The 20,536-nt window shown below is 53.2% G+C and carries 19 protein-coding genes; 7 read left to right on the top strand and 12 right to left on the bottom strand.

The features are described 5' to 3' along the window. Positions 1 to 3: 3 nt before the first annotated feature. From pdeD to pabB, 4 genes are all read right to left on the bottom strand, one after another. Positions 4 to 1,605 (bottom strand): cyclic di-3',5'-guanosine monophosphate phosphodiesterase PdeD, encoded by a 1,602-nt coding sequence (gene pdeD, locus OGX89_RS04865; RefSeq protein ID WP_008785025.1) that lies wholly within the window; start codon positions 1,603 to 1,605, stop codon positions 4 to 6. A 130-nt stretch (positions 1,606 to 1,735) separates the two neighbouring features. Then, on the bottom strand, positions 1,736 to 3,100 hold the full coding sequence (sdaA, locus tag OGX89_RS04860; RefSeq protein WP_003833765.1) for an L-serine ammonia-lyase: 1,365 nt from the start codon (positions 3,098 to 3,100) through the stop codon (positions 1,736 to 1,738). Positions 3,101 to 3,283: 183 nt separating this feature from the next. After that, a complete protein-coding gene (locus OGX89_RS04855; RefSeq protein WP_126957307.1) occupies positions 3,284 to 3,862 on the bottom strand; it encodes a CoA pyrophosphatase in 579 nt (192 codons plus the stop codon). A 3-nt stretch (positions 3,863 to 3,865) separates the two neighbouring features. Then, a complete protein-coding gene (pabB, locus tag OGX89_RS04850) occupies positions 3,866 to 5,227 on the bottom strand; it encodes an aminodeoxychorismate synthase component 1 (RefSeq protein ID WP_185879295.1) in 1,362 nt (453 codons plus the stop codon). An 83-nt stretch (positions 5,228 to 5,310) separates the two neighbouring features. Between pabB and OGX89_RS04845 the strand changes: the two genes are divergently transcribed. Then, on the top strand, positions 5,311 to 5,490 hold the full coding sequence (locus tag OGX89_RS04845) for a YoaH family protein (protein ID WP_003020986.1): 180 nt from the start codon (positions 5,311 to 5,313) through the stop codon (positions 5,488 to 5,490). Positions 5,491 to 5,496: 6 nt separating this feature from the next. Here the strand turns inward: OGX89_RS04845 and OGX89_RS04840 are convergent, their stop codons facing one another. Then, complete coding sequence (locus OGX89_RS04840) at positions 5,497 to 5,841, bottom strand: RidA family protein (protein ID WP_003020984.1); 345 nt, start codon at positions 5,839 to 5,841, stop codon at positions 5,497 to 5,499. A 141-nt stretch (positions 5,842 to 5,982) separates the two neighbouring features. On the opposite strand from OGX89_RS04840, the gene yoaA reads away from it, so the two are divergent. The 5 genes from yoaA (at position 5,983) to rnd (ending at position 12,416) form a co-directional block, all read left to right on the top strand. Further along, positions 5,983 to 7,893 (top strand): DNA repair helicase YoaA, encoded by a 1,911-nt coding sequence (yoaA, locus tag OGX89_RS04835; RefSeq protein WP_126957303.1) that lies wholly within the window; start codon positions 5,983 to 5,985, stop codon positions 7,891 to 7,893. A 58-nt stretch (positions 7,894 to 7,951) separates the two neighbouring features. Continuing rightward, a complete protein-coding gene (gene tsaB / locus OGX89_RS04830) occupies positions 7,952 to 8,647 on the top strand; it encodes a tRNA (adenosine(37)-N6)-threonylcarbamoyltransferase complex dimerization subunit type 1 TsaB (RefSeq protein WP_003833757.1) in 696 nt (231 codons plus the stop codon). A gap of 94 nt (positions 8,648 to 8,741) precedes the next feature. Next, on the top strand, positions 8,742 to 9,326 hold the full coding sequence (locus tag OGX89_RS04825) for a Slp family lipoprotein (RefSeq protein WP_126957301.1): 585 nt from the start codon (positions 8,742 to 8,744) through the stop codon (positions 9,324 to 9,326). 204 nt (positions 9,327 to 9,530) lie between these two features. Next, positions 9,531 to 11,216 carry a long-chain-fatty-acid--CoA ligase FadD gene (gene fadD, locus OGX89_RS04820; RefSeq protein WP_126317858.1) on the top strand — a complete coding sequence of 562 codons (1,686 nt, stop codon included), beginning with the start codon at positions 9,531 to 9,533 and terminating at the stop codon, positions 11,214 to 11,216. 84 nt (positions 11,217 to 11,300) lie between these two features. Beyond that, positions 11,301 to 12,416, top strand: a complete 1,116-nt coding sequence (gene rnd, locus OGX89_RS04815) for a ribonuclease D (RefSeq protein ID WP_003833751.1) — start codon at positions 11,301 to 11,303, stop codon at positions 12,414 to 12,416. A gap of 49 nt (positions 12,417 to 12,465) precedes the next feature. Here the strand turns inward: rnd and OGX89_RS04810 are convergent, their stop codons facing one another. The 4 genes from OGX89_RS04810 to OGX89_RS04795 form a co-directional block, all read right to left on the bottom strand. After that, positions 12,466 to 13,431 carry a PDR/VanB family oxidoreductase gene (locus OGX89_RS04810; RefSeq protein WP_126957299.1) on the bottom strand — a complete coding sequence of 322 codons (966 nt, stop codon included), beginning with the start codon at positions 13,429 to 13,431 and terminating at the stop codon, positions 12,466 to 12,468. 71 nt (positions 13,432 to 13,502) lie between these two features. Beyond that, a complete protein-coding gene (gene yeaW / locus OGX89_RS04805; protein ID WP_003833746.1) occupies positions 13,503 to 14,627 on the bottom strand; it encodes a carnitine monooxygenase, oxygenase subunit YeaW in 1,125 nt (374 codons plus the stop codon). A gap of 43 nt (positions 14,628 to 14,670) precedes the next feature. After that, a complete protein-coding gene (locus tag OGX89_RS04800) occupies positions 14,671 to 16,272 on the bottom strand; it encodes a BCCT family transporter (RefSeq protein WP_003833745.1) in 1,602 nt (533 codons plus the stop codon). Between the two features lie 251 nt (positions 16,273 to 16,523). Further along, positions 16,524 to 17,606: a tartrate dehydrogenase gene (locus OGX89_RS04795; RefSeq protein WP_126317861.1), complete on the bottom strand. Its 1,083-nt coding sequence runs from the start codon at positions 17,604 to 17,606 to the stop codon at positions 16,524 to 16,526. A gap of 103 nt (positions 17,607 to 17,709) precedes the next feature. Here OGX89_RS04795 and OGX89_RS04790 point away from each other — a divergent pair, with 103 nt between their 5' ends. Then, positions 17,710 to 18,627, top strand: a complete 918-nt coding sequence (locus OGX89_RS04790) for a LysR family transcriptional regulator (protein WP_003833741.1) — start codon at positions 17,710 to 17,712, stop codon at positions 18,625 to 18,627. Between the two features lie 86 nt (positions 18,628 to 18,713). On the opposite strand, the gene minE is transcribed toward OGX89_RS04790, so the two are convergent. Genes minE through minC form a run of 3 tightly spaced genes read right to left on the bottom strand, consistent with a single transcriptional unit; the run spans position 18,714 to position 20,527 of the window. Further along, complete coding sequence (minE, locus tag OGX89_RS04785) at positions 18,714 to 18,980, bottom strand: cell division topological specificity factor MinE (RefSeq protein ID WP_003833739.1); 267 nt, start codon at positions 18,978 to 18,980, stop codon at positions 18,714 to 18,716. Between the two features lie 3 nt (positions 18,981 to 18,983). After that, positions 18,984 to 19,796, bottom strand: coding sequence for a septum site-determining protein MinD (minD, locus tag OGX89_RS04780; RefSeq protein ID WP_003020956.1), 813 nt, complete (start codon positions 19,794 to 19,796; stop codon positions 18,984 to 18,986). Between the two features lie 23 nt (positions 19,797 to 19,819). After that, positions 19,820 to 20,527, bottom strand: a complete 708-nt coding sequence (minC, locus tag OGX89_RS04775; RefSeq protein WP_003833736.1) for a septum site-determining protein MinC — start codon at positions 20,525 to 20,527, stop codon at positions 19,820 to 19,822. Between the last annotated feature and the right edge of the window lie 9 nt (positions 20,528 to 20,536).

The raw sequence follows: 20,536 nt of genomic DNA, 5'->3' as shown, positions 1-20,536 counted from the left end.
GGTTTAGCGAAACGGCATGACGGGCATACTGTGTCGCCCGTTATGTCGGGTGGGCGGCGGCGTGCTGCCCGCCAGCCATTTTGGGAAATCACGCAGCGGCATTGGCTTTGCGTACAAAAAACCTTGCAACAAATGTACGCCGTGTCGGCGCAAATGCTGAGCCTGCGCCTGGGTTTCAACGCCTTCCGCCACCAGTTCTATATTCAATTTTTTCCCCAAAGCGATAATGATGTCTGTGACGGTTGAGTTCACGGCGTCTGTTCCTATGGCCGAAGTAAATGATTTATCGATCTTCAGCACATCCGGGCGGAGTTTTTCCAGCCAGGAGAGCGAGCTGTTACCGGTACCGAAATCATCAATCGCCAGTTTTACGCCAAGCCGATTTAATTCGCGTACGACCCGATAATCCACATCCAGTAACGCATCGCGTTCGGTCAGTTCGATAACCAACTGCTGGATTGGGTGCTGGCTGAACCAGTACTGATTAAGATCTTTTAGCAGCGTGCCGTTACGAAAATGGCTGGCGGCGACATTAATCCCAATATGAAACTGACTGCTCATCGGGAAAACGTGTCTTTGCTGAATGGTTTCTGCGATGACATGACGGGTTAGCGGCACAATCAGGTTGTGCTCCTCAGCGATGGGAATAAACACTTCCGGAGAGATCCAACCCTGGCGTGGGTTATTCCAGCGTAGAAGAATCTCCACGCCCATGCATTGCTGGGTTTGCGCATTAAGCAGCGGCTGGCAAAATAGCTCGAATTCCCGAGCAGCAAGGGCCAGATTAATCTCCCAGGAAAAACTCATTCTGCTGGCGGTCGCCAGCCATGCCAGGTAACCCACTAATAAACTTAGGATCACCGCCAGCGGCAGCTGTGTTGGCAGATGTTTAATCGCCAGTTCACTGGGACCGGGGCCGGTGACGCTAATGGTAAACGGGAAATGTTGAGATGACAGCTGGTAGCGTTTTTCATCATTTAGCTTAGGCAGAGTATCGACCACACCTTGATCATACAGTAGATGCCGATTACCAACGGTTAAGCTGGCATCGGTGATCTGCGGCGGCTGCGGTTCAAGCAACATAGACGACAATAAATCAATATTGACGATTTCCAGCACGCCATCTTCACCATCAGCAGAGGACGGGTACCACTGCGTCAGAATCGGACTCCCTTTAATCAGCGAATGGTCAGTAGACAGCAGCAGTTGCGGTTCCCGGCTGGGTAATTCGGGCTGTAGTTGACGAATGGGGACATTGCGATACCCAAAAATGCTGGAGCAATAGAGGATCCCGCTTTGAATCAGATTAATAGAACGCACCGTTTGCAGTCTTGCGGCATGTTTGCTTAAGGGTAAACGCGCCACTGAGCAGGGGAGGCCAATTAACGGCAGCAATACATCACGTCCGGTCTGCAAGGGTAAAAGCACGTCATCCAGTTCTTCTACAGCATGGTTGGCAAAGGTGACGATATTTCGGTGATTTAAATTACGCTCCGAAATAAATCGGACAGTTAATGTGAGGATGAGCGTCAGTAGTGCACATACTGTGCAGACGATTAAGCGATTCCGGCGATAATTTTTAATGATCCGTTGTGCTGTTTGCATGCGGGCCGCCCGATAAGCCGTTGGTCACAGAAGCCAACAGCAACAGAGCAAGTGTAGTGGGGAAAATTACAGTAGACGAGGGAGAGGGGGCAAATTCGCCCATCCGTCGCAGATGGGCGAAAATTAAGTATTAGTCACATTGAACTTTGATTGCCAGGCCACCGCGTGACGTTTCGCGGTATTTGGCGTTCATGTCTTTACCTGTTTCGTACATGGTCTCAATGACTTTATCCAGCGAGACGCGCGGCGCGCTGGTACGGCGCATTGCCATACGCGCAGCGTTGATCGCCTTCACTGAAGCAATGGCGTTACGCTCAATGCACGGAACCTGTACCTGACCGGCAACCGGATCGCAGGTTAAGCCGAGGTTATGTTCCATGCCGATTTCGGCAGCAACACACACCTGCTCAGGGCTCGCGCCCAACAGTTCAGCCAGACCCGCGGCAGCCATGGAGCAGGCTACGCCCACCTCACCCTGACAACCTACTTCTGCACCAGAGATTGAGGCGTTCATTTTGTACAACGCGCCAATCGCACCAGCCGCCAGGAAATAGCGGGTATAGATATCCGGGCTGACGGACTCGATGAAATGATCGTAATAGGCCAGTACCGCAGGCACGATGCCGCAGGCACCGTTGGTTGGCGCTGTCACTACGCGACCGCCTGCGGCGTTTTCTTCGTTAACGGCCAGCGCGAACATGTTAACCCAGTCGATCACGTTCATCGGATCGTTGGACAGCTTATCGCTGGAAACCAGCATACGGCGCAGAGCTGAAGCACGACGAGGAACGCGCAGCGGACCCGGCAACACACCTTCGGTGTTCATGCCACGATCGATACAGGCCTGCATGGTTTGCCAGACGTGGCCAAAGTACTCTTCAATCTCTTTTTTGCTGTGCAGAGCAAGTTCGTTCTGCATAGCCATGCCAGAGAGAGACAGGCCGGTGCTGTTGCAGTACTCCAGCATTTCAGTCGCGGATTTGAACGGATAAGGCACGCTGACCTCGCCCGCGGCATCCTGACCAAAATGTTCTTCATCAACGATGAATCCACCGCCGATTGAGTAGTAGGTTTTGCTATAAATGACGGTTTCGCCATTGTACGCATGGATCTGCATTCCGTTTTCATGCAGCGGCAGGTTGCCGTTGTGAAAACGCATCCCGTCATTCTGCGGGAAATCCACTTCGTGCTGACCCTGCGCAAGCAGCAGGCGTCCACGCGTTTCTACGTCGCGGATAAATCCCGGGATGCTATCAATATCCACGGTAGCAGGCTCATTGCCCGCCAGACCCATAATAATGGCGATATCGGTGTGGTGACCTTTACCCGTGAGCGACAGTGAACCATACACGTCGACGGCGACACGAGTAACGCTGTCCAGTAATCCTTTTTCGACCAGGTCATCGACGAACTGTTTACCCGCCTTCATAGGCCCTACGGTATGGGAAGATGAGGGACCAATCCCCACCTTAAACATGTCGAATAGACTAATCACGATAATACTCCTACAGGGCGACTGGGCTTTCCAGTAACGATGTTATAACTGCGCATAGTGTAAGAGGGAACGCGGCGATCGGCTTAACTATTCACATGAATTAAACTAATAGATAACCGCGGTTTTACTAATGTTGTGACCTGAGTTTCAAGTTGTCTATGGCGCACGTAAAGATAAGTATAGTCAGGGCTTGACGCCAATTTGCAGCGCCAGCTCACGAATTATTCCGGCGGTCATTCCCCAGACGAAATATTGCTCATACCAGGAAAGCCATACACGATGTGAATTGCCGCGGCGGTAGATATCCAGAGGGTGATAACGACCTAAATGCAGGGCCTGCGCCAGCGGCATTTCGAACACGGCGGAGACTTCGTCTTCACTTGCGCGATACGGCAAATTTGGCGGGATAATACCTACCACCGGGGTGACCTGGAATCCGGTAACGCTGTCGACCGGCGGCAGAACACCGATCACTTCAACGCATGAAGGAGGAATTGCCACTTCTTCCTCTGCTTCGCGAAGGGCGGCGGCAATTAACGAGGCATCGCTGCTATCCACCGCGCCGCCGGGAAAGGCGACCTGTCCGGCGTGCTTGCGTAGATGAACGGATCGCTGAGTTAACAGCAACCCCGGCTGCGCACGGCGTACGACGGGGATCAGTACGGCGGCCTGGCGCTGGTTTAACGCGGCATGATTGACCTGCGGGCGCAGGAGTTGAAAGCGCGATAAGAAATCATCAAGCGTCAGGCTGCTGTATTCCACGTCTCAGTTCTCCAGTTGGTGCAAAATACGATTCACTTTATCAAATGTTTCCTGATATTCAGCGTCTTCCTGACTGTCCGCCACTATGCCGCCGCCAGCGGAACAATAAATTTGTCCGTTTGTGGCCGTCAGCGTGCGAATGGTGATACTGGTATCCATATTGCCGCAAAAACTCAGATAGCCAATGCTACCGCACCAGGCATTACGTCTGTGCGGCTCCAGTTCGTCAATAATTTCCATCGCCCGCACTTTCGGTGCGCCGGTAATAGAGCCGCCGGGGAAGGCGGCGCGCAGCAGATCGGTGGCGTGCAACGACTCTGGCAGACGAGCGGTAATGGTGCTGACTAAATGATGAACGGCAGGGAACGGTTCGACGACAAACAGCTCCGGAACCTGTACCGAACCCGGTACGGCAACGCGGCCAATATCATTACGCATCAAATCGACGATCATCAGGTTCTCCGCACGATCCTTCGGCGAATTCGCCAGCCGCCGGGCCTGCTCACGATCGGCATCGGCATCTTCAAGCCTGGGCAACGTACCTTTAATAGGACGCGTCTGGATATGCTGATTCTCCAGCAGAATAAAACGTTCCGGCGAAAGACTGAGGATAACGCCTTCCTCAAGACGAATAAACGCGCTGAACGGGGCGCGGTTAGCGTGATTGAGTTTGACGAATGCCTGCCACTCATCCCCCTCGTAATGCGCTTGAAAACGCTGCGCGAGGTTGACCTGGTAACAATCGCCGCTGTGCAGATAGCCCTGTACCTGGCGGAATTTTTCGCCGTACCGGGCGCGGCTCATATTGGACTGCCACGCCGAGGTCAATGTAAACGGCTCACGCGTTGGCGGTTGTTGCGCATCGAGCCACTTCAGGCGAGCCTCGACATCGTTATGGCTGAGCAGCGATACGGTCTGCAACTGGTGATCGACAATCAGCGCCCAGTCGTAAATGCCAACGGCCATATCCGGTAGCGTAATATCGCGCTCAGCAATAGTCGGCAGAGATTCAAAGCGTCGGCCAAGGTCGTAGCCAAACAGACCTAACGCGCCGCCCTGAAACGGCAGATCCGGGTGATACTCGGGGTGAATCTTGTGTGCAGCTAGCGCGGAATGTAATACCGTCATTGGATCATCAAGCGAGCGCGTGATTGCGTGCCCGTTCTGCACTACGGTCTCTTCAGCACGTGTAACCAACGTGGTGACGGGGTCCGCCACCAGAATATCAAAGCGGTTATGCGGATGGTCGGCTTGACCTGAATGCAACAGCATCGCCCAGGGCAGATGGCTTAATGTCGAAAAATAGCGTTCAGCGGCGTCCTGACGCCAGGGTAATGTGATTACTGCGGGAGATAACGTCTTCATCAGTCCTGACTCGTTGCTACTCTACTGGCTAACTGCCCGGTAGCATGAAATAATTAGCGCAGACAATTTAGCAGGAGTTAACAATGTTTGCAGGTTTACCTTCACTCAGTCATGAGCAGCAGCAAAAAGCGGTAGAACGTATTCAGGAGCTGATGTCGCAGGGGATGAGCAGCGGACAAGCCATTGCTCTGGTTGCTGAAGAGTTACGCGCCAGTCATACCGGCGAGCGGATCGTGGCGCGTTTTGAAGATGAAGACGAATAACGCCGCTTAAACTGCAGCGATTATCTTAATCTCAACTTTGTATTTCGGGTTCATCAATCCGGCCTGAACGGTACAACGTACCGGCGCGTGGCCAGCAACGACCCACGCGTCCCAGGCTTTGTTCATGGCGGCAAAATCGTTTTTGTCTGCCAAAAACAGGGTGGCATCAAGAATACGTGACTTGTTGCTGCCTTGTTTTTCCAGCACCGCATCAATTTGCGCCAGCGTATTTGCCGTCTGCTCAAAGGCGTCTGCATCCAGATTTTCCGGCACGCCGGTGTAATACAGCGTGTTGTTGTGGATTACCACGTCGGACCAACGCGCTTCGGCATCAATGCGCACAATCGTCATAAATCATTCCTCGTTTACGTTTTTTCATAATAGCTTTGGGTTGCGCCAAGACTGCCATAATGTTGTGCCCACGTCACCTCTTCAACTGGCGAAAGACCCGCTGGCCTGACATAATCCCTGTTCAAATGAACAGGGGGCAGTGTGACGGACGATTTTGCAGCAGACGGTCAGTTGGCTAAAGCGATACCGGGTTTTAAACCGCGAGAACCACAGCGGCAGATGGCCATCGCCGTCAGTCATGCCATCGAAAAATCACAACCGCTGGTGGTAGAAGCCGGAACCGGAACGGGTAAAACCTACGCTTATCTTGCTCCAGCGCTGCGTGCCGGAAAGAAGGTCATTGTCTCCACGGGCTCGAAGGCGTTGCAGGATCAGCTATACAGCCGCGACCTCCCGACTGTCGCTAAAGCACTGAAGTTCACCGGTAAACTGGCGCTGCTGAAAGGGCGTTCAAACTATCTGTGCCTCGAACGTCTCGAACAGCAGGCGCTGGCGGGTGGCGACTTGCCGGTACAAACGTTAAGCGACGTCATTCTGCTGCGCTCCTGGTCAAATCAAACCCTTGATGGGGACATCAGCACCTGCGTCAGCGTGGCGGAAGACTCGCAGGCCTGGCCGCTGGTGACCAGCACTAATGACAACTGTCTGGGCAGCGACTGCCCGCTGTATAAAGAGTGTTTTGTCGTTAAAGCGCGTAAAAAAGCGATGGATGCGGATGTTGTCGTGGTTAACCATCATCTGTTTCTCGCCGATATGGTGGTAAAAGAGAGCGGGTTTGGCGAACTGATCCCGGAAGCTGATGTGATGATCTTCGATGAAGCGCATCAGTTACCGGATATCGCCAGCCAGTACTTTGGTCAATCACTCTCCAGTCGCCAGCTGTTAGACCTGGCGAAAGACATCACCATTGCCTATCGCACCGAGCTGAAAGACACTCAGCAGTTGCAAAAGTGCGCCGATCGCCTTGCACAAAGTGCTCAGGACTTCCGCTTGCAGCTTGGTGAGCCGGGTTATCGCGGAAACCTGCGGGAACTGCTGGCCGACCAGCGCGTACAGCGCGCGTTTTTGCTGCTCGATGACACGCTGGAGCTGTGTTATGACGTGGCGAAGCTGTCCCTCGGGCGTTCGGCGTTGCTGGATGCCGCGTTTGAGCGCGCCACGCTTTATCGTGCGCGTCTGAAGCGCCTGAAAGAGATCAACCAGCCAGGCTTCAGCTACTGGTATGAATGCACCTCCCGCCATTTCACCCTCGCGCTGACGCCGCTTACGGTGGCGGATAAATTCAAAGAAGTGATGGAACAAAAGCCGGGCTGCTGGATTTTTACTTCCGCGACGCTGTCGGTAAACGATGACCTTCATCATTTCACCGCACGACTGGGTATTGAAGATGCCGAGTCGATGCTGCTGCCGAGCCCTTTTGATTACACGCGCCAGGCGCTGCTGTGCGTGCCGCGTAATCTCCCGCAAACCAACCAGCCGGGGGCTGCACGCCAGTTAGCATCCATGCTGCAACCTATTATCGAAGCGAACAACGGTCGCTGTTTTATGCTGTGCACTTCGCACGCGATGATGCGCGATCTGGCGGAACATTTCCGCGCTACTATGACGCTTCCCGTACTGCTGCAGGGCGAAACCAGCAAAGGACAACTGCTACAGCAGTTTGTCAGCGCAGGTAATGCGCTATTGGTTGCCACCAGCAGCTTCTGGGAGGGCGTGGACGTGCGCGGCGATACGCTGTCGCTGGTGATAATCGATAAACTGCCGTTTACCTCGCCGGACGACCCGCTGTTAAAAGCCCGAATGGAGGATTGTCGACTGCGCGGCGGCGATCCGTTTGAAGACGTCCAGTTGCCGGATGCGGTAATCACACTGAAGCAGGGGGTAGGGCGTCTGATACGTGATGCTGACGATCGCGGCGTGCTGGTGATTTGCGACAATCGTCTGGTTATGCGGCCATACGGCGCCACCTTCCTGGCGAGTCTTCCACCTGCTCCACGGACGCGTGACATCGCTCGCGCGGTTCGCTTTCTTGCCATACCAACGGCTGAGTAATTTGTTACGGAGTGTGGTAAGATGCGCGCCAAATTTATTGATCTGATCACAAACACCCATGCGAATTCTGGCTATCGATACCGCCACAGAGGCGTGCTCTGTTGCCCTGTGGAATGACGGTACTATCAAGGCTCACTTTGAGCTTTGCCCACGAGAACACACCCAACGAATTTTACCGATGGTTCAGGAAATCCTGGCCGCTGGCGATCTCACGTTAACCGATATCGACGCCCTGGCGTTTGGTCGCGGTCCCGGCAGTTTCACCGGCGTGCGTATCGGTATTGGCATTGCTCAGGGGCTGGCGTTAGGCGCAAACTTACCGATGATCGGCGTCTCCACCCTGGCGACCATGGCGCAGGGCGCCTGGCGTAAGTCGGGCGCGACTCGCGTACTGGCGGCGATTGACGCGCGAATGGGCGAAGTCTACTGGGCCGAATATCAGCGTGATGACAACGGTAACTGGCACGGTGAAGAAACCGAAGCGGTGTTAACCCCCGAGCAGGTACATGAGCGTTTATTGCAGCTTTCTGGCGACTGGGTGACGGTCGGGACGGGGTGGCCGGCATGGCCTGAGCTTGGTAAAGACAGCGGTCTGACGTTCAGCGATGGTGACGTGCTGCTTCCAGCGGCTGAAGACATGCTGCCCGTCGCCACGCAAATGCTGGCTGCGGGTGAGACCGTAGCGGTCGAACACGCTGAGCCGGTTTATTTACGTAACACCGTGGCGTGGAAGAAACTTCCCGGTAAAGAATGAATCTTAGTAGTAGAACCCCGGCTAAGACCTACAGTCGTCAGTGAACAGCATTGTGAACAGGCCGGGGCAGAAGCTAAGAAAAGGGAGTCACAATATGGCGGTGCAAAAGCAGTTAATAAAGGGTGTGTTGGCGGGGGCCTTAGCGTTAATGCTTAGCGGCTGCGTCACCATTCCGGATGCGATTAAAGGTTCGAGCCCGACGCCGCAGCAGGATCTGGTGCGGGTGATGAATGCGCCGCAGCTGTATGTCGGACAGGAGGCGCGTTTCGGCGGCAAAGTGGTGGATATTCAGAACCAGCAGGGAAAATCCCGTCTGGAAATTGCCACCGTTCCGCTCGATAGTGGTGCGCGTCCAGTGCTGGGTGAAGCCTCTCGCGGGCGGATATATGCTGATGTAAATGGCTTCCTCGACCCGGTGGATTTTCGCGGGCAACTGGTCACCGTCGTCGGTCCGATTAGCGGTACGGTGGACGGAAAAATCGGTAATACGCCGTATAAATTCATGTTGATGCAGGTAACCGGTTATAAACGCTGGCATATTACTCAGCAGATTGTCATGCCGCCTCAGCCTATCGACCCATGGTTCTACGGTGCGCGTGGCAGGCCTTACGGTGGCTACGGCGGATGGGGCTGGTACAATCCCGGCCCGGCACAGGTTCAGACCATAGTAACAGAGTAACTCTTTGTTTTATTGGTAAAAGAAACAGCGGCTCGTCCGCTGTTTCTGCATTAACGTGGATATAAGAAAAATAAATAGTGACGTGCTTCGCAACCTTGTCGTTGTGTAATAAACAAACTGGTACGCTGAGTTAATATTATGTTAACAGTTTGTTTATTGCCTGGGGTTGTGATGACGACGAATACGCATTTTAGAGGTGATGTATTGAAAAAGGTTTGGCTTAACCGTTATCCCGCTGGTGTTCCTGCGGAGATCAATCCTGACCGTTATCAATCCCTGGTGGAACTCTTTGAACACTCAGTAAGACGGTATGCCGATCAGCCCGCGTTTGTAAACATGGGGGAGGTGATGACCTTCCGCAAGCTTGAAGAGCGGAGCCGGGCATTTGCGGCCTATTTACAACAAGGCCTGGGGCTGAAAAAGGGCGATCGCGTCGCGCTGATGATGCCGAACCTGCTGCAATATCCGGTCGCACTGTTTGGGATTTTACGTGCCGGCATGATCGTCGTGAACGTTAACCCGCTTTACACGCCTCGCGAGCTGGAACATCAGCTCAACGATAGCGGCGCGTCGGCGATTGTCATCGTATCTAACTTTGCTCATACGCTGGAAAAGGTGGTCGACAAAACGTCTGTGCAACACGTGATCCTGACGCGTATGGGCGATCAGCTGTCTACCGCCAAAGGAACGCTGGTTAACTTTGTCGTGAAGTACATCAAGCGCCTGGTGCCCAAATATAACCTGCCGGATGCCATCTCGTTTCGCAGTGCGCTGCAAAACGGTTACCGCATGCAGTATGTGAAACCCGAAGTGGTGTCGGAAGATCTGGCGTTCCTGCAATATACCGGCGGGACAACCGGCGTGGCGAAAGGCGCGATGCTCACGCACCGCAACATGCTGGCTAACCTTGAGCAGGTTCATGCTACCTACGGTCCGTTGCTGCATCCGGGTAAAGAATTGGTGGTGACGGCGTTACCGCTGTATCACATTTTTGCGCTAACGATGAACTGTCTGCTGTTTATTGAGCTAGGCGGTCAAAACCTGCTGATTACTAACCCGCGTGATATTCCGGGGCTGGTAAAAGAGCTGGCGAAGTATCCGTTTACCGCGATGACCGGCGTCAATACGCTGTTTAACGCGCTGCTGAATAACAAAGAGTTCCAGCAACTGGACTTCTCGTCACTGCATCTCTCGGCAGGTGGCGGAATGCCGGTTCAACAAGCGGTAGCTGAACGCTGGGTGAAGCTGACGGGGCAGTATCTGCTGGAAGGCTATGGCCTGACGGAGTGCGCCCCGCTGGTGAGTGTTAACCCTCACGATATTGACTACCACAGCGGAAGTATCGGTTTACCGGTTCCCTCCACTGAGGTCAAGCTGGTGGACGACAACGACAACGAAGTGCCACCGGGAGAACCGGGTGAGCTGTGTGTGAAAGGTCCACAGGTGATGCTGGGCTACTGGCAGCGACCAGACGCCACTGACGAAATCATCAAAGACGGCTGGTTGCACACTGGCGATATTGCGGTGATGGATGACGAAGGCTTTCTGCGTATTGTCGATCGTAAGAAAGATATGATCCTGGTGTCCGGCTTTAACGTCTACCCTAATGAAATTGAAGACGTGGTTATGCAACACCCTGGCGTGCAGGAAGTGGCTGCGGTTGGGGTTCCGTCCGGCAGCAGCGGTGAAGCGGTGAAAATTTTCGTGGTGAAGAAAGATGCCTCGTTAACCGATGAAGCGCTGGTCACTTTCTGTCGTCGTCACCTGACGGGCTATAAAGTACCGAAGCTGGTGGAGTTTCGCGATGAGTTGCCGAAATCTAACGTTGGTAAAATTTTGCGACGAGAATTACGTGACGAAGCGCGTGCCAAAGTGGACAATAAAGGCTGAGCGTTAAGTCAGCCAGTAGAAAACGCCGGGTAATCCGGCGTTTTTTTTGGCGCAAACCTAAGAGAGCACGATTTGAATTATCAAATGATCACCACGGACGACGCGTTGGCCACGCTGTGCGAAGCCGTCCGTGAATTTCCGGCGATAGCCCTGGATACAGAATTTGTTCGCACGCGTACCTATTATCCGCAGTTGGGGCTGATCCAGCTGTTTGATGGCAAACACGTTGCTCTGATTGATCCGCAGGGGATCACCGACTGGTCGCCGCTGCGCGATATTCTGCGTGATACTGCCATCACCAAATTCCTGCATGCGGGTAGCGAAGATCTGGAAGTGTTTCTCAACGCTTTTGGCGAACTGCCGCAGCCGTTGATTGATACACAAATTCTGGCTGCTTTTTGCGGTCGTCCGCTGTCGTGGGGGTTTGCCGCGATGGTGGAAGAGTTTACGGGGGTGGCGCTGGACAAAAGCGAATCCCGCACCGACTGGCTGGCCAGACCGCTGACCGAGCGTCAGTGTGAGTACGCGGCGGCTGATGTCTGGTATCTATTACCGATCACCACAAAACTGATGGTCGAAACTGAAGCCAGCGGCTGGCTGCCAGCCGCACTGGACGAGTGCCGCTTAATGCAGCAGCGTCGCCAGGAGGTTCTGGCGCCTGAAGACGCATGGCGCGATATCACTAACGCCTGGCAGCTGCGTACCCGTCAGTTGGCCTGCTTGCAACTGCTTGCTGACTGGCGACTGCGTAAAGCACGTGAGCGCGATCTGGCAGTGAACTTTGTGGTGCGTGAAGAACACCTGTGGTCGGTCGCTCGTTATATGCCGGGGAGTCTGGGTGAACTGGACAGCCTCGGCCTTTCCGGCAGTGAAATTCGCTTCCATGGCAAAACGCTGATTTCTCTGGTAGAAAAAGCGCAGGCTTTACCGGAAGAATCACTGCCACAGCCGCTGCTGAATTTGATGGATATGCCAGGATACCGCAAAGCGTTCAAAGCCATCAAGGCGCTGGTTGCCGAGGTGAGTACTGAGCATAATCTTAGCGTCGAACTGCTGGCTTCACGCCGTCAAATCAACCAGCTACTCAACTGGCACTGGAAATTAAAGCCGCAGCAGACCCTGCCGGAGTTGGTTTCCGGTTGGCGTGGCGAACTGATGTCCGATCGTCTCAACGCGCTGCTGCAGGAATATCCGCAGTAAGTCACCAGGCTCGCCGGGTTGCGCCATTGCTAACCCGGCCTTCGCAACGCTACAAATCAAGCACCAGGCGCTTACCTTTGGCGCGAGAGCAGCAAATGAGCATGCTCTGCTGGCTGGCTTTTTCGTCGTCGCTGAAATACTGATCGCGGTGATCCGCTTCCCCTTCAAGAATCGTTGTTTCGCAGGTGCCGCACACGCCTTCCCGGCACAGGCACTCAACGCGCGCGGCTTTGTTATTTTCGATAACCTGCAAAATGGTCATCTCTTCCGGGACCACAAACTCGCGTCCTGAACGCGCCAGCACCAGGGTAAAGGCATCGCCGCTTTTATCTTCCAGCGCAAATTGTTCGAAATGTAGCGTATTGCTGTCCAGTCTATGGAGGGAAGCCGCTTCTCTGACGGCATCGTTGAGCACTGCTGGCCCGCAGGTGTAAATATGTGTGCCGGGTTCGACATCGGCCAGCAGGCGAGATAAATCAAGGCGGGTTCCTGCGCTTGACAGATGCAGATGAATACGATCGACGCTGGGGTGCTGCAGGAGTTCGTCATAAAACGCGCAGTTGTCCTGACTGGGAGAGCAATAATGTAGCTGCCATTCTGCCTGAGAGTGTTCCAGCTCCGGGATCTGCGATAAAAACGGTGTGATGCCGATACCTCCGGCAATCAACAGATGTTGTTGTGCCTGAGGGGCGAGGGCGAACAGATTGTTTGGTGTGGAGATCGTGAGCGTGTCGCCGGGTTTCACCTTTTGATGCAGATAACGTGAGCCGCCTTTGGATGCCTCTTCCAGTCGTACGGCGATTTGCCAGGCGCTGGTATCGAAGGGTGAACTCATCAGCGAGTACGCATTGCTGTATAGATTCTCGCCATCGCGCATCTGCACGATGATATGGCTGCCACCCTGAAACGCAGGCAACGGCTGGCCTGAGGTCGCCATTAGGGTGAAGCGTTTTACCTGCGCGGTAATGGTCTCAATCCGACTGACCCGGACTTCTTGCATTTGATAATCAGACATTGCGGCACTCCCTAAAAAATCTGTCCGGCGCGGTTCAACTACGCGCCGGTGTCTGTCGTTACAGCCCCTGGTTATTCCTGAAACACCTGCGCGACCAGATTATGGAAATGGGCAATGCCATGTTCGGAGATGCCGCTGCCGCTGGTGTCCGCCATAATGCGGCCCTGACCGCGATACCCGCGCGATTTCAGCCCCTTTTGCACGCTTTCAACCAGACGTAAATCTTCAGGACGAAAGACGTTGCGATACCATTCGATCAGTTGTTTCTGCTCTTCGGTCAGCTCTTCGTTGGTGAAGTAAATGTCATAGTTTTGCAGCGTAGTTTCTGCATCCACTGGAAATTCATAGATAACGGTCATCATGCCTTTGATTGGCGTAACGTTGAGCATGGTGCACGGCCACAGCCAGAAACCGTGGAAGGCGGCATCAACACCTTCTTCGAACTTAAATGACTGCTCTGACGGTTTGGCGAAACCGTATTGTAGCGTCCAGTTGCCGTGCATAGTATGCCAGTAACGATCAACCTGAACCGAGTCGGAAAAACCAGGGTGAGCCGGGCCGCAGTGGTAGCACTCCAGATAGTTATCGACAATATTCTTCCAGTTGGCTGGAGTTCGGGTCGTAAAGCGCGCCGCCAGCTTCAGGTCATGCACATCAGGGCAGGCTTCGATAACTTTGTCTGCAAGACCTGGGAGTTGTTCTTCCACGCTGCCCGCGTTCGGATCCATGTTGATAAACACGAATCCGGCATACTCTTCCAGACGTACAGGAGTAAGGTGCGCTTTTTCGCTGTCGAAGTTGGCGACATTTTCGCAGTTACGCGCATGCGCCAGATTGCCGTCAAGTTTGAACGCCCATGCGTGGTAAGGGCAGGTAATTACATTTTTCGCTTTCCCTTCGCCGCTCAACAGCTGATGACCACGATGCGGGCAAACGTTGTAGAACGCGCGCAGCACGTTATCGCGACCCCGTACCAGCACGATGTTCTCGCCAATCACTTCCCGGGTAACATAATCATTGGGCTTTGCCAGCTCGCTACTGTGGGCGACGCAAATCCAGCTTTTAGCAAACACTTTCTCTTGTTCGTGCTCGAAGGCCTGATGGTCGGTATAGAACCGGGCAGGGATAGTCCAGGCGTCCTGCGGGTTGGCACAGAAATTTTGCGGCAGAATAAACTCAGGGCTCAGATTGCTCATTGGAATACCTTTAATTTGTGAGTAAGAGGATTTTTACTGGCGCTTAATTGTCGCCTTTGAGTAATGTCCCGGCCGGTGGCGCAACGGGGGCGTTAACTGGCGTTTCGGGAAGATGACTTTCAATTTGATGCGCAGGAACGTGGGCATAGTCCTGCCGTACCCAACGAAGAAAACCGCCAACCTTCACCAACAGAATGGCGAGGAAGGGAAGTGCGGTCAGAACCACCGTGGTCTTCATGGTTTCCAGGGACGCGCCGGTGAATAAAATCGATAAGGGGATCAGGGTGATGACCACGCACCAGAACAGACGTAAGCTACGCTGCGGATCTTCCCCTTCCTGCAGGTTACGCGTGCTGGTGGCCGCCATGGTGTAGGCGACGGCATCCATATGCGAGGCGAGAAAAATAATCATGATCGCCAGATACGCCACCAGGAACAGTTTCCCGGCAGGCAACGACATCAACACTTGCTGTACGGCTGTTTCGCCGCCTAACGTGGCCATAACCTGCGGTACGTCGATCACACCGTTCACAAACTGGTGAATGGAGTAGCTTTCCATCACGCCAAAGAAGAACCAGCAGCCAACGGTACTACCTAAGATTAACGCCCAGATAACCTCTTTGATTTTGCGACCACGGGATACGCGAGTGACAAACATTGCCACGCCAGGGGTGTAGGAGATCCACCACAGCCAGTAGAACACCGTCCAGTTGCGGGTGAACTCACCGTTGCCAAGTGGATCGGTGAACAGGCTCATCTGCAAAAAGTTTTGTGTCGTCAGACCAATGGCGTTGATGATGTTATTGGTGATGAATTCGGTCGGGCCGACAATCAGCACCAGCAGCGGCAGTAAAAACGCCCCCCAGCCGACCATTTTGCTCAGACGTTGCAAGCCGTTGTTGATGCCAATCCAGGAGCTCAGACAGAAAATGCCGCCAGAGAACAGGATAACAAACGCCTGTACGGTGAAGTTATCCGGTAAACCCGTGAGAGCAGATAAACCACGGGTAAAGGTGGCGGCGGTGACAACCAGAGAGATGGTTAACGCGCCAACTGTTGCGATCAGGAACATCAAATCAACCAGCCGGCCCCACACCCCCTGCGGATGCACGCCGGTGATAGCGGCGATTATTCCGGACAGGCTCAGCCCTTTGTTTTTCCGCACATGAAAGTGGTAGGCCATGGTTAATGAAGCCAGCGTATAGGTCGCCCAGGCGCTGATTCCCCAATGGAAAAAAGAGTAGGGTAAGCTGTATTCCAGCGCTTTTTGCGAGTGCGGAGCGATATTCAGACCCGGGGTCTGGTAATAATAGGCCCACTCAGCAACGCCCCAGTAGAGCGTGGAGGAACCTAGTCCGGCACAAATAAACATAAACAGCCAGGACAGCGTGCTGTATTCCGCTTTTCCTTCTCCCAGACGAATGTTGCCGTATTTGCTGGTGGCCAGCCAGACGACCAGACCCATCGCCATCAGAACGAGGATCTGCACGGCGGAACCCAGCATCCGGGTAACGCCGTTAAAAAGGGTATTTGCAACTTGTGCAGACTGCTGAGGGAAGAGACTAAGTGTGGCGGCGATGAAAAGAATAGCCACCAGGCTGATGGCTATCAGCGGCATGTCTTTTTTCTTTACGTTGCTCAACATGGGATCTCCTGGGCACAGTTGCCCGCGTATGGCATTAGCCTGTCGTTGTTATCATGCTGTAGGGAATTAGTGATTTTGTATTTAACAATTTTATTATTTGTTCTTTACATGAATTAAACAATTGCCCGATACGTGAAGCAATAAAACACGGAACGGAAATAATAAAAGGTGAATTGGCGCAGGTTTTTGGCGACATAAAACGCATAAAAAAGCCGCGTCAGTGACGCGGCTCATATTTTGTGGTTTGACCTCTAACGCAGTGCCTGAGCGATGGCTTCACCTACCTGTTGGGTGGTGGCGTTGCCTTTCATATCTGGCGTTTTCGGGCCGCTGGCAATAACCTGCTCAATTGCTGCCAGAATACCGTCGTGGGCGGCTTTATAGTTGGCATCACCGTTGCCAAGGAAGTCGAGCATCATGGCGCCAGCCCAGATAGTCGCTATAGGGTTGGCGATGTTCTTGCCGTAGATATCGGGGGCCGAACCGTGTACTGGCTCGAACAGGGACGGGAAGGTGCGTTCCGGGTTTAAGTTGGCTGAAGGCGCAATGCCAATCGTTCCGGTACAGGCTGGACCCAGATCGGAAAGGATGTCGCCAAACAGGTTGGAGGCAACCACCACGTCAAAACGCTCCGGCTGCATCACAAAGCGGGCGCAGAGTATATCAATATGCTGTTTATCCCAACGGATCTCGGGATAGTTAGCCGCCATTGCTTCCACGCGCTCGTCCCAGTACGGCATGCTGATGGCCAGTCCATTGGATTTAGTCGCCGAGGTCAGGGTTTTGCGCGGGCGGTTTTGCGCCAGCTCGAAAGCGTAACGCAATATACGATCCACGCCGCGACGGGTGAAGACCGACTCCTGGATAACCACTTCGTGTTCTGTACCTTCGCTTACGCGTCCGCCGAGTGAAGAGTATTCTCCCTCGGTGTTCTCGCGCACCACATAGAAATCAATGTCGCCAGGCTGCTTGCCTGCCAGCGGGCAAGGTACGCCTGGAAACAGGCGTACCGGGCGCAGGTTGACATACTGGTCGAATTCGCGGCGAAACTTAAGCAGTGAACCCCATAATGAGATGTGGTCCGGTACGGTTTCCGGCCAGCCAACGGCACCAAAATAGATAGCATCGAAGGATTGTAACTGCTCATGCCAGTCATCCGGCATCATCTTCCCGTGATGGGCGTAGTACTCGCAGCTGGCCCATTCCATTTGCTCAAAGCTGAGTGACAACCCCCAACGCTCGGCGGCTGCCTGCAACACCTGAATGCCTTCAGGCAGGACTTCTTTACCAATGCCATCTCCGGGGATAGCGGCAATACGACAGGTTTTCTTCATAGCAGCTCTCACTTGTACGCCATTAAAATTGACTTTCCCCGTATCCTATAATTGACTGATTAATAGTTAATCCCCCTAACTGGTGAAACATAAAACACAGATCATGAATAATCTGCCGCTGTTAAATGATTTACGCGTCTTTATGCTGGTTGCCCGTCGTGCGGGATTTGCCGCCGTTGCCGAAGAGCTGGGCGTATCTCCGGCTTTTATCAGTAAGCGCGTTGCCCTGTTGGAACAAACGCTGAACGTGGTGCTGTTGCACCGAACAACGCGGCGCGTAACCATCACGGAAGAGGGGGAGCGGATCTACGAATGGGCACAGCGGATCCTGCAGGATGTCGATCAGATGATGGACGAGCTGTCCGATGCCAGGCAGATCCCGCAGGGGATGCTACGAATTATCAGTAGCTTTGGTTTTGGCCGCCGGGTGGTCGCTCCGGCGCTGTCAGCGCTTGCAAAAGAGTACCCGCAGTTAGAACTGAGGTTCGATGTTGAAGACCGTCTGGTAGATATGGTCAATGAGGGCGTCGATCTTGATATTCGTATCGGGGATGATATCGCGCCGAACCTGATTGCCCGCAAGCTGGCGACTAACTACCGTATTCTGTGCGCCTCGCCGGAATTTGTGGCGCAGCATGGAGTGCCGAAACAACTGAACGATCTTTCTACTTTTCCCTGCCTGGTTATTAAAGAACGCGACCATCCGTTTGGTATCTGGCAAATGCGTAATAAAGAGGGCGCACACTCAATAAAGGTTACGGGGCCGCTGTCGTCTAACCATGGCGAAGTGGTACATCAATGGTGTCTGGATGGGCAGGGAATTGCTTTGCGTTCGTGGTGGGACGTTTGCGACAACATTGCCAGCGGACATCTGGTGCATATATTGCCTGAGTATTATCAACCCGCCAATATATGGGCGGTTTATGTCTCCCGGCTGGCGACGTCGGCAAAAATCCGTATTACGGTTGAGTATTTGCGCCGCTATTTTGCCGAAAACTACCCAAAGTTTACTTTGGAATAAATGCTCGATAGGTTAGTCAGAGATAGAAAATAAAAAAGGCAGAATAATCTGCCTTTTTCGTAACCATGATTTAGCGACAAAAGAGCTTATTTAGACTCTTCCGCTTCAGGTAATGTCACGTTAAGTTCGAGGATCGAAATATCGCCGTCTTTTTGTTCAAGTTGTACCGTGACCATTTCGGGATCAATTTGTACATACTTGCAGATAACGTCGAGAATATCCTTGCGCAGCTGCGGTAAATAATGTGGCTCGGCGTCACTACGACGACGTTCCGCAACAATAATCTGCAGTCGCTCTTTAGCGATGTTCGCTGTGCTCTTTTTCCGCGAGAGAAAAAAATCCAGTAATGCCATAACTTATCCTCCGAACAGGCGTTTGAGGAAACCTTTCTTCTCTTCTTCAATGAAGCGGAAAGGACGTTCTTCTCCCAACAGACGGTCTACGGTATCAGCATAGGCTTTACCGGCATCAGCATTGATGTCGAGAATAACCGGCTCACCCTGGTTAGACGCGCGCAGGACTGACTGATCTTCAGGAATCACGCCAACCAGCTTGATTCGCAGAATTTCCAGTACGTCTTCCATGCTCAGCATGTCACCTTTATTTACGCGGCCAGGGTTGTAGCGCGTAAGCAGCAGATGCTCTTTAATTGGATCTTCACCGTTTTCCGCGCGACGAGATTTCGACGCCAGAATACCCAGAATACGGTCAGAGTCACGTACAGAGGAGACTTCCGGGTTGGTGGTAATAATCGCTTCATCGGCAAAATAGAGGGCCATCAGCGCACCGGTTTCAATACCCGCCGGAGAGTCGCAGACGATGAAGTCGAATTCCATCGTTTTCAGATCGTCCAGAACTTTCGCGACGCCTTCACGCGTCAACGCGTCTTTATCGCGAGTTTGTGAGGCCGGAAGAATAAAGAGATTTTCGGTACGCTTATCTTTGATTAGCGCCTGATTTAACGACGCATCGCCCTGAATAACGTTGACGAAGTCGTAAACGACGCGGCGTTCACAACCCATAATCAGATCAAGATTACGCAGGCCGATATCAAAATCAATAACGACAGTTTTCTTTCCCTTCTGGGCCAAACCTGTAGCGATGGCCGCGCTGGAGGTGGTTTTGCCAACGCCCCCTTTACCCGAAGTAACAACAATAATGCGTGCCATAGAAATTCCTTGTTAAAAAGGGATCAATTCAACGGTTGAACTGTCAAAGCGTTTTCTGCTAATTGCAGACGTGCCGCTTTGCCATAAAATTCTGCTGGGATTTTATCACTCAGCCAATAAACACCTGCGATAGACACCAGTTCTGCCGTCAGATGGGTACAAAAAATTTGCGCTTCCCGGTCACCGCTTGCGCCTGCCAACGCACGGCCTCTCATCATTCCATAAACATGAATATTGCCATCAGCGATAAGCTCTGCGCCTGCACTGACGTGGCTTGTAACAATCAGATCACATTGTGGTGCATAAATGCGCTGACCGGAACGAACCGGCACATTTATTAATCGTGTTTTTGTGATGGGAGTAACGTTTTGTGGCGGAGCGACGGGAGCCGGGGCCTCAACGGGCGCAGGACGAATAGCTTTTTCTTTACCTTCAGTCAGTAAAGGAAGACCCATTTCGTCGATTTCAGCCTTGAGTCTGGCGTCTTTGCATCCGCTAACGCCGATAATGCGCAATCCGGTAGACGCGACAACCTTCTGCAGCGCTGACCAGTTTACCGGGCTTTCAAGACCACTCACGTTAACCACTACGGGAGCATGTTTTAAAAAAGCAGGTGCCTGCGCGATTTTGTCTTCCAACGCCTGACGAATAACCTCGGGTTCTGCTTCATGTAAATGAACCACTGATAAGGTGAAGCTACTGCCTTTAAGCTCGATTGGCGTGTTTGACATCCTGGCCTT

Origin of the sequence: Citrobacter sp. Cpo103 (genome assembly GCF_030332605.1) — a bacterium.
In the GTDB taxonomy this organism is placed as follows: Bacteria; Pseudomonadota; Gammaproteobacteria; order Enterobacterales; family Enterobacteriaceae; genus Citrobacter; species Citrobacter portucalensis.
The sequence above is the reverse complement of the archived record's forward strand: the minus strand, read 5'-3'. Positions and strand labels throughout refer to the sequence as shown.